At 50.0% G+C, this 14,349-nt stretch carries 11 protein-coding genes; 3 read left to right on the top strand and 8 right to left on the bottom strand.

What is annotated here, in order from left to right; translation table 11 throughout:
* Positions 1-23: 23 nt before the first annotated feature.
* From QWY82_RS16360 to rnhB, 8 genes are all read right to left on the bottom strand, one after another.
* A complete protein-coding gene (locus tag QWY82_RS16360; protein ID WP_290264530.1) occupies positions 24-1,781 on the bottom strand; it encodes a TIGR03545 family protein in 1,758 nt (585 codons plus the stop codon).
* 10 nt (positions 1,782-1,791) lie between these two features.
* Positions 1,792-2,280: a TIGR03546 family protein gene (locus QWY82_RS16365; RefSeq protein ID WP_290264532.1), complete on the bottom strand. Its 489-nt coding sequence runs from the start codon at positions 2,278-2,280 to the stop codon at positions 1,792-1,794.
* 1,007 nt (positions 2,281-3,287) lie between these two features.
* Positions 3,288-3,632: a hypothetical protein gene (locus QWY82_RS16370; RefSeq protein WP_290264534.1), complete on the bottom strand. Its 345-nt coding sequence runs from the start codon at positions 3,630-3,632 to the stop codon at positions 3,288-3,290.
* Positions 3,633-3,803: 171 nt separating this feature from the next.
* Positions 3,804-4,265: a hypothetical protein gene (locus QWY82_RS16375; RefSeq protein WP_290264535.1), complete on the bottom strand. Its 462-nt coding sequence runs from the start codon at positions 4,263-4,265 to the stop codon at positions 3,804-3,806.
* A 366-nt stretch (positions 4,266-4,631) separates the two neighbouring features.
* Positions 4,632-4,970, bottom strand: a complete 339-nt coding sequence (locus QWY82_RS16380; RefSeq protein ID WP_290264537.1) for a hypothetical protein — start codon at positions 4,968-4,970, stop codon at positions 4,632-4,634.
* A gap of 553 nt (positions 4,971-5,523) precedes the next feature.
* On the bottom strand, positions 5,524-6,471 hold the full coding sequence (locus tag QWY82_RS16385; RefSeq protein WP_290264539.1) for an acetyl-CoA carboxylase carboxyltransferase subunit alpha: 948 nt from the start codon (positions 6,469-6,471) through the stop codon (positions 5,524-5,526).
* A 204-nt stretch (positions 6,472-6,675) separates the two neighbouring features.
* On the bottom strand, positions 6,676-10,290 hold the full coding sequence (dnaE, locus tag QWY82_RS16390) for a DNA polymerase III subunit alpha (RefSeq protein ID WP_290264542.1): 3,615 nt from the start codon (positions 10,288-10,290) through the stop codon (positions 6,676-6,678).
* On the bottom strand, positions 10,290-10,910 hold the full coding sequence (rnhB, locus tag QWY82_RS16395) for a ribonuclease HII (protein ID WP_290264544.1): 621 nt from the start codon (positions 10,908-10,910) through the stop codon (positions 10,290-10,292). The genes dnaE and rnhB overlap by 1 nt, the downstream gene beginning before the upstream one ends.
* Before the next feature lie 160 nt (positions 10,911-11,070).
* Here rnhB and QWY82_RS16400 point away from each other — a divergent pair, with 160 nt between their 5' ends.
* The 3 genes from QWY82_RS16400 to lpxB are packed head-to-tail and all read left to right on the top strand — an operon-like array spanning position 11,071 to position 14,277.
* Entirely contained in the window at positions 11,071-12,009 is a 939-nt protein-coding gene (locus tag QWY82_RS16400; RefSeq protein WP_290264546.1) for a Gfo/Idh/MocA family protein, read from the top strand.
* Between the two features lie 25 nt (positions 12,010-12,034).
* Positions 12,035-13,129: a DegT/DnrJ/EryC1/StrS family aminotransferase gene (locus QWY82_RS16405; protein WP_290264547.1), complete on the top strand. Its 1,095-nt coding sequence runs from the start codon at positions 12,035-12,037 to the stop codon at positions 13,127-13,129.
* Complete coding sequence (lpxB, locus tag QWY82_RS16410; protein ID WP_290264549.1) at positions 13,126-14,277, top strand: lipid-A-disaccharide synthase; 1,152 nt, start codon at positions 13,126-13,128, stop codon at positions 14,275-14,277. The genes QWY82_RS16405 and lpxB overlap by 4 nt, the downstream gene beginning before the upstream one ends.
* Positions 14,278-14,349: the final 72 nt, after the last annotated feature.

Genomic DNA, 14,349 nt, shown 5'->3' on the forward strand with positions numbered 1-14,349 from the left:
CGTAGGTTTCGAGTTATCCTGCATTAATTACCGCCCATCTTTTTCAATAAACTATCTTTAAGTTTATCTTTAGCTTGGCTTTCCACACCGGCGAGCTGGGCCGATAGCAATTCTTCAATGCTTGATTCCACACTGTCAACCTGACTCGATTGCGCCGATATTTGCGCCGCCCAATCGCCTTGGTTCGCAAGTGCAGCTTGGTATTTTTGTTCGAACTTTTCTTTTAGCGAGCTTTGGTATTGGGCAATTTTTTCTTTCGCTTTACCAGACACGGCATCGGCAAATAATTTATCGAGCGATGAGCTAACGCGAACCTTCGGCGCCTCAATACTGCCGCTAGCGGCAATCGCAAAGGGTAAAGTTTGCTGCTTGTTTAATACATCCACCAGCTGCGCCATCGCATCCCCACCCACTTTTTCAAAGGTCGGCTGCAGGAGTGTGAAGTTCGACTTCTGGGTAATTTGATCACCGAGCAAAGCTAAGGAACCCTCACTCGTAAGCGATCCAGCTAACAGCTGCAGACTGGTATTGCCCGACCCCAAAGCCAATTGCTCGAAGCCATAATCACTTAGCGCCCAAGTCAACTTACTTTTCAGCTGGTCGAGAATAGCCAGCTCACCGTTGAGGTTGAATGCCTTTAATTTCGGCAAGTTCGCTGCCTGCATGGTAAAGGTGGTTGGGCTGTTAATCAGCGCGTGCTGAGCGGTAATATTTTTGGCTTTCATGGCCACCTCACCGCCGGCCATTAACCAACTCACATTGGCCTGCTTAATTAAAAAGTCAGGGTAAGGCTGGTGCGGCAGTGGCAATAGTCGGTTGGGTAAAACTTGCTCATCGCCCGCTGTTTCGTCCGCCTGTGTTTTACCTGAGGCACCGCCTTGGTCGAGGTAGGGTTCAACCATCGCATAGAGCGCCTGCACTTGCGCTAACTTGCCCGCCCAAGCTTCGCCCAATAGAATTTGCGCGATACCAGCCAAACCACCGTCACTCAAATTTGCCAACTGCTGCGCTTTGTCCCAATCGCTATCACTGGCCGCTTTGAGTTCCGCCAGTGCCTGCTGCTGCTTGTTTTTACTGGCGACAATCTGCTTGGATAGCTGTTTAAGCTTGGCCTGTTCCTGTTCCAGTTGTGCCTTAATCGCCTTTAGTTCTTCCGTTTTTTTCGCGAGATCATTGGCATCTTTGATTTTGCTATCGGTGAGCGCTTTAATTTGCGCTTCATACTGTTTTAATTGCGCTTCACTCGGTAGCTGATTTTGCAACTGGCCCAAGGCCGCCATCTCTTCACTCGCCACATCCGCCAAAGCCTGCGCCTTAACCGGTGTTTTTAAATCCATGCGCGCAATTAATTCATCTTGATCTGGCAGATCTTGCGCACCAACGGTAAAGCCCTGCTTCGCTTCTTCATCTTTTTCTGCGCGATGATAAACCTCACCCGGCGACTTTCGCGCTAAACCGTAAGCCATGCCATCAACGCTTAACTCATCGACGATCCAATAACCCAGTAATGCAGGCCAAAGCTCAAGACTTGCGGCGGCGCGCGCAAAACTCACGCTATTGTGCGTGGGGTTGGCGCGGTCGGTTATTTGCAAACCCACAATTTCCAAACCCAAGGGGGCGAAGTTGAGGCTGACGCTATCAACATTAACCTCAGCTTGCACCGCCTCCTCTAGCGCACTCACCATGCCGAACTTAATCATTCGACCGGCAAATAAAACCACCGATAAACTCACAACCACTAGCATTGACAACAGCACTAGCCATCCAGATTTGCGTATCATAAATATCTCCTCAGGCCTGACTGTAAAGTTGCGCCAATTTGCTGGCTTTTAATAATTGCACAATGCGAAACTTCTGAACTTTGGTCATCACTTTCACGCGATATTGCCGCACCAACCAAACACTGGTGAATAACAGCGGCACGAACAACACCAAGCCCAAAATCAGGCCGCCAAAAGTTAAGGTGTGGTGTAAGTGTAAGAACTGCAAAAACTCGCTATCCGCTAATACCGCAAGCACGCCGGCATTTTGGCCCAGCCCCCAAGCCCACTGCTCGATCGGCGCCGCCAGTAACCAGACCAAACCTTTACTCAGCGTCCACACCAGTAAAAAGGTCGAGATATTGATGGTGAACAAACACACCAGTAAAAGAATGAGCAAGGTCAAAGCGCCAAAGGGCAACAAACCCGCTAACACCCCTAAGGCGACAGCCCAACCAATTTGGAAGGGCGAGGCCTCTGAATTAAGTACTTTTAATATTTTGGAGAATAGCGATAACATGATTCTTCCTTGGTGAGGGTTCATCGAGTTCTTATGGTGTTGTAATTCTAATCTAAATGCGGCTGTAATTAACTATAAATTGGCCGGTATAGAATGGTACTTACACAAGCTTCTCGACTCACTCCTAGTGGTGGTTAAAGAGGCTGCAGCAATGTTCTCCCAGATCACCTTGAAGGACATCTTTAGATGTCCTTACAGTCCCGGCCTTAACTAGAAAGAAAGACTGAAATTACCGCAAGTCTCAATCAAGACTTCTCTAGTCTTTAAAGCATGAATGGCTTCTTAAAGTCTAAATATTACCCAATCTTCAGATAATAACTGATCAATAGCAGACCTAAATCCTAAAAGATCAATGAAGCAAACTATTCAATCTTCGTAGCTCACAATCTTTCCGCAGCAACGTAATGCCCGTGGCAGTCGAGAGCGCTAGTGAGTCCCGCGCGATAGCTACGAATTGGTCACCGTTGCTAACTTTATTTGGTAAGCGTTTCAATGGCTAGCTTTCGATTCGCATAATGTAGCGGGTCAATTGTCACGATGACTTCGAATTCAGGACTCTTAACTCTGTATACTGTTGCCACTTTGGCTGCATGAACCAAAAACGCTTCATAATCATCCGCTAGCAGGCTACCCCATAACTCACTTCTACTTTCATCATACAAGCTGTACTGATTCAAACCGTGATCTACATAGTATTCAAAAAAACCAATTACACTTTTGAAATCATCGCCATTACTTGAATTAAGTCTCTTTATCTGAGCGACCCTTAACGCAGCAAATACTGTTATCTCAAGTGCTCCCCAATGCTCAACACTCTTCCAAAATCATACCACGCCGCCCCTGATGAGACTGCTAAAATTATTAATATGATAGTTACTAGAGATTTAACGCTCTTATTCACGGCACAGTTCCTTTGTAAAGTTAACGAAGCTGTAGAAAAAGGCTCTTAAGAAAACACCTATCCACAACAAAACTCCTATTATTTCCACCGATCGAAAATCAATCAATTAATTGTAATTTATTGGCTTATTTGTAATTTCGTACAAATAAACCTTGCCGCAATCATTAACCTTACAATTCAGATGGTGAGCCGACTGCCCTTTCAACCTGACTGTAATGTGAAACGGTGCATTTTTGTCAAAGCCTCCATTATGCATGGTTGCAGCGATCGTCCAATTTTTTTCGGTCATTTTGAATAACAGTTCTCTAGCGGCATGTTTACTGTGCCCGCTATGCTGCTTCAACAATTCATATATTCCTTCCGGTGTTAATTTTGCCCACTCACCTTGATATTGCCCTTTGTCTTTATAAAAATTCCGGACTACATACTCTTTTAACTGCGATTCTTGCATATAACGTTCCTTGTATTTGGTTGACGAACTCTGATTTGCACCTTGACACCGCGTTAACCGGCCGGAGTTGTGTTAATGGTTTTGTGGTAGCGTAGCGTGAAACCACGACGCGAGCAACGCAGCGGTGGTCTAGGCAGCGCTAGTTGCTGATGGCTGAACGCATTGTTATGCTTACCCACTATTCTGAGCAATCTTAACTAGTAAAGGGTATTCTTTAGAGTTTTCAATACGCCCCCTGGATATAAGAATCAATTCATTATTGCTAGGAATGAATATTGCCCATTCTTCTGGCGTTTTTTGTGAATCAGCCTTCACATATAAGACATAGCCAGACAAATAAAACCTATAATATCGTCTGCCCCACCACCGCTCCTGATGGGGGTCAAGCATTGTTTTTGACACCGTTCCGGTATCTTGAAATTTTGCTAGAACAAACGAAAACTCATCTACACTACCGATATCTTTATTCCAGACCAACTCTTTAACCTTATTTTCAAGAGGTCCTAATTTTACCTTTTTGTAGTAATAGGAATCGCTTATAGAAGCTCTCCACAACATACTCAATACAAATTGCTTAAGGAGAGAGTAGTCTATATTCCTAATTTTATAACCAACCACCTCACCTAAATGCATAAGTTCTACTATCTGATCATTATCAATTAAAATGGTCGCGGCATAATTATCAACATCCTGAAATTTTTTTCACATACCCCACATAGAATATTTTTATCATAAACCCCTACTGGAGCTCGCTTTGTATATTGACCCTCAACGTTTGTAAGTACTTTAAGCGTATTTTCAGTATTTCTAAGACTCCGGAAAAACGATTCGGGAATTACGTGTGCCTTAACAAGAGAAGCTTTTTTACCGCAACCTTTGCACGTCATCTAAATAGCCCCAATGAATAACGCCCGGTTTAGGCGCGGCTGGAGCGAAGCGTAAGCCGTCGCAGCCGCACGTTTTTTGTGCGGCGAACCTACAACCGCTTATTATGACTTATCAAACCTCGTCTTTGACTACGGTCATTGGCGGTATTACTGGGATACTGAATTGGATTCGGCTTACGTAGCTATTCTCGCCACCACCAGATATGTCTGCTCCTATCCCTATACCCATTACCTTAATAGCACCGCCAGCCTTACCGCCCGTTTTTTCAATCACTGTAACCGCAACGTCAAATTGGACTTCTCGGATATCCGATTTATTGGCTTCGCTAGCGGATTTCCATACTGGATTTATCACACCACTAGTATCGGCCTTCTTAACCAATCTCTGAGCTTCCTGAACCCCCTCTTGAATCTCGAAAAGAGTATTTGAAATGAAATCTTTAAGCTTCATACCATCTCCAATCTATAGAGGTCATAACAGTGTTAATTAGTGGATTATGTCCGTAATATATTTCGGATTAGATCCACAGATCCAGCTTGGCACCTTCGTACAGCACCCATTAGTTTTAATAACGTCAGTAAGTTACCACACTCCATACTAGCTATCCGCAAGGCAATACGCCTTTTATCCACCTATCAAATCGACGAGAGTTTGATCGGGCATTGAAAGCCGATAACTCCAGATCACCACGCATAAAACTCAAGCCAGCCACCCCCGCGGAACCTCGCGCCGCCTCTGCAAAAGCCTTTCCCCAGCCACTTCACAAGCCACAGGGAAGTGGCGAGAGCGAGTCAATATAGGACATATTGATTGAGCGGTGAAGTGGCTGGGGAAAGGGCTCGCGCACTAACCTCAATTATTGTACCCAACCCGCGCAAACCTAAACCTAAACCTAAACCTAAACCTAAACCTAAACCTAAAGCACTTTCCTAAATTAACTCAAAACCACCAGGCAAAAAAAAGGCCGCATTACGCGACCTCTTTTAAACACTTAACTCAAACGCTAATTACCGTAACTCATCAAACGCTTGTAGCGTTTGTCGAGCAGATCATCGAGACTAAGGGCGGAAAGCCTATCCACTTGATCGATCAACTTGCCTTGTAAGTTCATCGCCATCTGTTCGATGTTGCGATGGGCACCGCCTAACGGCTCGGGGATAGTTTCATCGACAATGCCAAGCTCTTCCAGAATGGTTGAGGTTACACCCATGGCCTTGGCCGCATCGGGCGCCTTTTCGACGGTTTTCCAAATGATGTTGGCACAGCCTTCTGGGCTGATGACGAAATAGGTGGAGTATTGCAACATATTGAGCTGATCACCCACACCGATGGCCAAGGCGCCACCAGAGGACCCTTCACCGATAACGGTGCAAATAATCGGCGTGCGCAGGCGCGACATAACGGCCAAATTGCGGGCAATAGCCTCACTGATACCGCGCTCTTCACTGTCGATACCAGGGTAGGCACCGGGCGTGTCGATTAAGGTTAATACCGGCATTTTGAAGCGCTCGGCCATTTCCATTAAGCGCAGGGCTTTGCGGTAGCCTTCGGGCTTCGGCATACCGAAGTTACGCATGACTTTTTCCGGCACCGAGCGGCCTTTTTCTTCGCCAATCACCATAACGGGCTTGCCGTCTAAACGGCCAACGCCGCCGATGATGGCGTGGTCGTCGCCGAAGTGGCGGTCGCCGTGCAACTCATCCCAATCGGTGAAGATGCGCGAAATGTAGTCTGAGCTGTAGGGGCGCTGCGGGTGGCGAGCGACTTTAACTACCTGCCACGGGGTTAAATCCGAGTAGATGCTGGCGGTTAGTTTTTTGCTCTTTTCTTGAAGTTTGCCGATCTCTTCGGTGATGTTTAAGTCGTTATCAGAGCCGACCAAACGGAGTTCCTCGATTTTGGCTTCGAGGACGGCAATGGGCTGTTCAAAATCCAGATAATTCAGGTTCATCTTCGCCTGTCTTTGGTTACGGGGCTCGCACCCTTGAATAATTCTACCCTTTTGAAAGGGCTCAAAATGCCGCTAAAGATACGCGAAAGGCGCACTCGAGTCACCCTTGACGGGCGTGAAAAAGGCCTATATCCATAGGCGTTTTGTCAGAAACGCCTGCCTTTTTAGTACTTTTAGATCAAACATCTGTTCGAAAATTGATTTTTAGTAAACCATACGCACTTTTTCAGCGCCAAAAATATCCCGCAGCGCCTCCAGCAACTCCTCCGAGGCATTTACCTGCCACTCGCTGCCAAAGTGTATGCGACCGCGCGCGCTGGTGTTGCGAAAATCCACCGTTACCGGGCAATTGCCGCCGCGGTGATTATTCAACAGGCCGCGCAATTGCGCTAAATGACCATCTGCAACTTGCTCCGCTTGCCACTCCATATGAATCCCCCGCGCCAAGCCAGACCGCGCCTCAGCCAGCGTGCTGACTGACTCGGCGCGCATTTTCAAGGAGCCGGAATAATCATCGTGGCTCACCTGCCCCTCGATAACCAGCAGCGCATCCTTAACCACCTTATCCCGGTAGTTATTGTAGGTATCGGAAAACAGCGCAATCTCGAGCCGGCCGGAACGATCGTCCAAAGACACAAAGGCCATGGTATCGCCGCGCTTGGTTTTCATCACCCGGAAGGCAACCACCAAGCCGGCAATACGCTGGTTGGATTTTTCCGGCTTCAAATCGGCGATACGGTTGGAGACAAGGTATTTGAGCTCGCGGTGATATTCATCGATGGGGTGACCGGTGAGGTAGAGCCCCAAGGTGTCGCGCTCACCCTCCAAGCGCTCGCGCATAGTGAAGCTGCGCACCTGGCGGAACTCGCTGTAGACATCGCTATTTTCATGACTCGCGGTTGGCACCACTTCGCCAAACAAATCCATCATGCCGGCACTGGCATTGGCGTGACTTTGCTCGGCGGCTTTTACCGCCTCGCCGAGCGCCGCCAACAATACGGCGCGGTCGTAATCTAAATTTTGCTGTGGGCCAATGCTGTCAAAGGCGCCGGAGCGCACCAGCGCCTCGAGCGCACGCTTATTCACTTTACGCGGGTCGACGCGGGCGCAGAAATCGAACAGGCTGGTAAAGGCCCCACCCTCGGCGCGGGCGGCGATAATATTATCCACCGGCCCCTCGCCCAAGCCCTTAATGGCACCTAGGCCGTACACTATCTGGCCTTGGGGGTTGACGTTAAACATGAACTCGCCGCTGTTTACATCGGGCGGCATCAAGGTCAGGCCCATCTCCCGACACTCTTCGATAAAAGTTACCACCTTATCGGTTTTGTCCATGTCGGAAGACATAGTGGCGGCCATAAAGTGGGCCGGATAATGCGCCTTTAACCACGCCGTTTGATAAGACACCAAGGCGTAAGCGGCCGAGTGCGATTTGTTAAAACCGTAGCCGGCAAACTTTTCCACCAGATCGAAAATTTTCATCGCCAGGGTTGGATCGATGCCCTGGCCGGCGGCGCCCTCTTCGAAGGTGGAGCGCTGCTTGGCCATTTCCTCGGGTTTTTTCTTACCCATGGCACGGCGCAACATATCGGCGCCGCCGAGGGTGTAGCCGGCCAACACCTGAGCGATCTGCATGACCTGCTCTTGGTAAACAATAACGCCGTAGGTGGGCTCTAGAATGGGCTTCAGGCTTTCGTGCTGATAGGTGGCATCTGGGTAGGCTACTTTCGCGCGGCCGTGCTTACGGTTAATGAAGTCATCCACCATGCCAGACTGCAAAGGGCCGGGGCGAAACAACGCCACCAAGGCGATCATGTCTTCCAGGTTGTCGGGCTGTAAGCGCTTAATGAGATCTTTCATGCCGCGCGATTCAAGCTGAAACACTGCCGTGGTCTCGGCCCGCTTTAACAACTTAAAGGTGGGCTCATCGCCCAGCGGTAAGGCCGAAATATCGAGCGGCGCTTCACCGGTCAGGCGGCGATCGCGATCGATCATTTTTACCGCCCAATCAATGATGGTGAGCGTGCGCAGGCCGAGGAAGTCGAACTTCACCAAGCCCGCGGATTCCACATCGTTTTTATCGAACTGCGTCACTAGGCCCGCACCAGTTTCATCGCAATACAGAGGCGCGAAATCGGTGAGTTTGGTGGGCGCAATCACCACACCACCGGCGTGCTTGCCAACGTTACGGGTAAGGCCCTCGAGCTTAACCGCGGTTTCCCAAATTTCCTGTGCCTCGCCGTCGGTGGCGAGAAACTCGTTCAACATGGGCTCTTCTTCAAGCGCTTGTTTAAGCGTCATACCCGGCGTGGGCGGAATCATTTTCGATAATTTATCGGCCAAGCCGTAACTCTTGCCTTGAACGCGTGCTACGTCGCGCACCACCGCTTTGGCCGCCATGGTACCGAAGGTAATGATCTGGCTAACGGCGTCGCGGCCGTATTTATCGGCCACGTAGGCAATGACCTTGTCGCGGTTTTCCATGCAGAAATCCACGTCGAAGTCGGGCATAGAAACACGTTCGGGGTTTAGGAAGCGCTCGAACAGCAAATCGTATTCGAGCGGGTCTAGATCGGTAATTTTTTGTGCGTAAGCCACCAGTGAACCGGCACCCGAACCCCGGCCTGGGCCCACCGGAATACCGTTATCTTTGGCCCACTGAATGAAATCCATCACGATAAGAAAGTAGCCGGGAAAGCCCATCTGCATGATGATATCGAGTTCGAATTTGAGTCGATCGATAAACAGCTGGCGGCGCTCGGCATAATCGGCCGCGTTTTTATCGAGAATGCGCGCGAGGCGCCACTCCAAGCCTTCGTAGGTAACTTTTTGAAAGAAAAAGTTTACCCGCAGCGCCTCCGCATATTCAGGCGTTTGCTCGCGCCCGACCCAACTCGAGGCCATGGCGTTAACTGCCTCGGTGCGCATAAAATCTTGTGAATAAATATCGAAAATGGGGCCCTGATCGAAATTATCCGGGATGGGATAGTCCGGTAAAAAATAGGTGCCAAGCTGTATATCCACGGTGCAGCGTTTGGCAATTTCCAAGGTGTTGGCCAAGGCTTCGGGAATATCGGAAAACAAATCCGCCATCTCCTCGGCCGAGCGCAAATATTGCTGCTCGCTGTAGCGCCGCTCGCGCCGGGGGTCGTCGAGCGCCCTGCCCTCGCCGATACACACCCGCGCCTCGTGCACCTCAAACTCATCGGCGTGTAAAAAGCGCACGTCGTTGGTGGCCACCACTGGGCACTGGCATTGGCTTGCCAACGCAATTGCCTGATGCAAATAACCCTCTTCGTTTTCCCGCCCGGTGCGGGTTAGCTCTAGGTAAAAACGGTTGGGGAAATCGCGCTGCCACGCTTGTAACAGTTCAACCGCTTGCGCGGCGCGACCGGCCAATAAGGCTTTACCTATGTCGCCATAGCGCGCGCCCGAAAGCGCAATTACGCCCTCGGCATGCTCGCTCACCCAACTGCGCTGAATTTTGGCAATGCCGTGGTGCTGACCGTGCTGCCAAGCGCGCGAAATCAACTCGGTAATATTTTTATAGCCTTGGCCATTCATGGCCAACAGCGTCAGCAACGTGGGGTTGCCATCTTCATCGGCCAATTGAAAATCGGCGCCGATGATGGGCTTGATGCCGCTGCCTTCACACTTGGTATAAAACTTAATCAAACCGTAAAAGTTGGTGAGATCGGTGACGCCGCAAGCCGGCATATTTAATTCTTTTAGGCGCGCAATTAAACCGCCGATGCGCACCACGCTGTCGGCCAAAGAAAATTCTGTGTGTAAACGCAAATGAACGAATGATGCACCCATTAAAACAAATCCAATTGTTCGATCTTCTTTTTCACCGGGCCAAAAGACTGGCGGTGATGCGGGGTGATACCGTGCTTTTCCAGCGCCGCTAAATGCACGGCCGTGGGGTAGCCTTTATGATCGGCAAAACCGTAATCTGGGTATTGCTCATGCAGCGCCACTAATTCGCGATCCCGGGTTACCTTGGCGAGAATAGATGCGGCACTGATCGCCTGCACGCGGCTGTCGCCCTTGACGATGGCCTCCGCCGCATAGCGCCATTTGGGAATCTTGTTGCCATCCACCCACACGTGCTCAGGCTGGGTGGGCAAGCCTTCTACGGCGCGGGTCATAGCCAGAAGGCTGGCCTGAAGAATATTAATTTTATCAATTTCAGCGACGCTGGCCCGGGCGATGCAAAAGGCCAAGGCCTTGTCCTGAATCTCAGAAAACAGGGCTTCGCGGCGCTTTTCGCTAAGTTTCTTCGAGTCAGCCAAGCCCGCGATCGGCTTGGCTGGGTCGAGAATAACCGCCGCCGCCACAACATCGCCGGCGAGTGGGCCGCGGCCCACTTCATCAACACCTGCGCCTAATGGGCCCTTATAAATACTGACAAAGGGTTCGAGGATTTTTTTGGTCATTATTTGATCAGCGCGTCGCCATAAAAGTGAAGCCCGAATGATAACATTGGCGCCAAGCATTTGCCCAAGGCTTGGGCTACAATAGCGCCCTTAAAAGCCATTGACACAGGTCGCTTGTCGACATCGCGCTTGCGCGGCTCCAACCAGAGGCACCCCTTGGATGAAAAAGCTTAGAACTGCCGTAATTGGCGTTGGTTACCTCGGTAAATTTCACGCCGAAAAATACGCCAGTTTACCCAATAGCGAACTGGTTGCCGTGGTAGATGCCAACCTGGCCAACGGCACCGCCATCGCGGAAAAAAACGGCTGCGAAGCGCTCACCCAATACCAAGATTTATACGGTCGTGTAGATGCCGTTAGCATCGCGGCACCCACGGTGTATCACTACCAGATTGCCAAAGACTGCTTAGAGCACGGCATTCACGTGTTGATCGAAAAGCCCATTACCGTCACGGTAGCGGAAGCCGACGAGTTGATCGCTTTAGCAAAATCCAAGAAGCTACTAATTCAAGTGGGCCACCTCGAGCGCTTCAACGCCGCGCTCTTAGCCTTAGGCGATCGCCTAGGTACACCAAGATTTATTGAATCCCACAGGCTTGCGCCCTTTAACCCGCGCGCCAATGACGTCAATGTGGTGCTGGATTTAATGATCCACGACATCGACATTATCCAGAACATGGTTGGCTCGCCGATTAAAAGCATCGCCGCCTCGGGCACCAAAGTGTTAACCGACTCCACCGACATCGCCAACGCCCGCATCGAATTTGACAGCGGTTGCGTCGCCAATGTTACCGCTAGCCGGGTGAGCTTAAAGACAGAGCGCAAGATGCGTATTTTTCAGGAAGAATCCTGCATCACCATCGACTTTCAGAATCGCTCGCTCAAGCTCTACAGCAAGGGCGAAAAGGAAATGTTCCCTGGCATTCCCGAAATTGAAAGCGAGGAAAGCATTTTTGAAAATAACGATGCCCTGAAAGTCGAAATCATTGCCTTCCTCGACAGCATCGAACAAGGCAAGGCCACTCAGGTGAGCGGTGAAGATGGCCGCCGCGCGCTAGCCACGGCACAAGAAATTTCCCGTCTCATGCAAGACGCTTAATTATTCCGATTTAGAGATAGCAGCTATGAAAGTTCCAATGGTTGATTTAACCGAACAATACCACCGCCTAAAAGATGAAATTGATGCTGGCATGCGCAATGCCATGGAAACGGCTGCCTTTATTCTCGGCCCCAATGTGCAAGCTTTCGAAAAAGAAGCCGCGGACTACTTAGGCGTGAAGCACGCCATAGGCGTGGGCTCAGGCACGGACGCGTTACATTTGGCATTGCTGGCCTTAGGTGTAAAAGCAGGCGATGAAGTGATCACCACGCCCTTCACTTTTGTGGCCACCGCCGAGGCAATTAAATATGTTGGCGCCACACCGGTATTTGTCGACATCAACCCCAACACCTTCAATATTGATTTAACCGAGGTCGAAAAAGCCATTACCGCCAAAACCAAAGCGGTAATTCCCGTGCATTTATTTGGCCAGCCGGTCGACATGCCTGCGCTTAAGGCCCTGTGCGATGCTAAAGGTTTAAAAATTGTTGAAGACTGCGCCCAGTCTTTCGGCGCCAGCATTAACGGCAAACAAACTGGCAGCTTCGGCGACCTAGGCGCCTTTAGTTTTTTCCCGTCAAAAAATTTAGGTTGCTACGGCGACGGCGGCATGGTCACCACTAATTGCGATGAGCTGGCCGCTACCGTTAAACAGTATCGAAATCACGGCAGCAAAGTGCAATACCACCATTCGCTGGTGGGCTACACCTCGCGCTTGGACGAGTTGCAAGCAGTGGTGTTGCGCGCCAAGTTACCGCTCATTGACGAATTTAATAACAACCGTCGTCGCGTCGACCAAACCTACAAGACCATGCTCGCCGGCACGGGCATTCAAATGCCCTTTGAAGACGGCGTGGGTAAACATGTCTTTCATCAATATGTTTGCTTACACCCCAAACGCGATCAAATTTTACAAGCCCTGCGCGACAATCAGATTGCCTGCGCGATTTATTACCCGGTGCCGCTACACAAACAAGAAGTGTTCGCCAAAGAGTGCGACGGGGTTTCTCTGCCGATCACGGAGTCCATCACCAGCCAATGTTTCGCGCTGCCGGTTTACCCGGAGCTGAGTGAAGAAAAAATCAAACTGGTTACCGATACTATTAAGACCGCACTATGAAGTCAGGATTTTCTGTCATGATCAGCGCCGGCGAGGCGTCTGGCGATTTGCACGCCGCCAATTTGGTAAAGGCGCTAAAAGTCTTAGCACCCGATACCCAATTTAATGGCATGGGCTCAGATCAGTTGCGCGAAGCGGGCGTCGATTTATTGGTGGACTGCGCCGATATTGCCGTGGTGGGTATTTGGGAAGTCATTAGAAACTACGGCACCATTAAAAAAGCCTTAAATCAATTGATTCAGGCACTTAAAGATTCGCCGCCCGATTTACTGATTCTGGTGGACTACCAAGAGTTCAACTTCCGCCTAGCGGAAAAAGCTAAGGCCATGGGCATCAAAGTGCTGTTCTATATTGGCCCGCAAGTGTGGGCTTGGCGACCGCACCGCGTCCATAGCATGGCAAAAAAAATCGATCACATGGCGGTACTTTTTCCCTTCGAAGAAAAGTTTTACGAAAATGCCGGCGTGCCCTGCACCTTTGTTGGCCACCCCTTAGTTGACGAAGTGCGCGCAACAAAAAGCCCCGAGCAGAGTTTAACGGATTACGGGCTATCTAAGGATGACGCCATCGTCGGTTTATTTCCCGGCTCGCGCAAAAGCGAAGTGGCACGCGTACTACCCATTCTTTTAGACGCGGCGCGGGAGTTGCGTAAAACCAAGCCCAAGCTACAGTTCGTATTGCCCAAAGCCAGCACCATCAGCGACCAAAATATTGCCCCGCTCTTGGCCCTATACCCAGAGCTAGAAGTGAAGGATGTGCGCGACAAATCCTATAATGTGATGCAGGTTTGCGACGCCATCATGACGGCCTCTGGCACGGCCACGCTGGAGATTGCACTCATGGGCATTCCCAACACCATTGTCTATCGCATTGCGCCACTATCTTATTGGATTCTCAAGCGCATGGTTAAAATCGACGACATTGGATTGGAAAACATTGTCGCGGAAAAACGTATCGTGCAAGAATTTATTCAACACAAGGCTCAACCCAAGCGAATTGCCGCAGAGGTTTCACGTTTATTGGACGACCAAGCCTATCGCGCCCAAATGATCACGGAACTGAATCAAGTAAAAGGTAAGCTCGGCATAGAGGGCGGTTCGGCCAATATTGCCAAATTGGCGCTGGATATGATGCAAGGCAAGGCTTAATCTGCGCCACTCAATTCAACAAAACTAACTACACCATAGTTTTGAGCTCGACGTTAAGCTAATTACTCACGC

It is taken from the genome of Simiduia curdlanivorans, assembly GCF_030409605.1.
Lineage (GTDB): Bacteria > Pseudomonadota > Gammaproteobacteria > Pseudomonadales > Cellvibrionaceae > Simiduia > Simiduia curdlanivorans.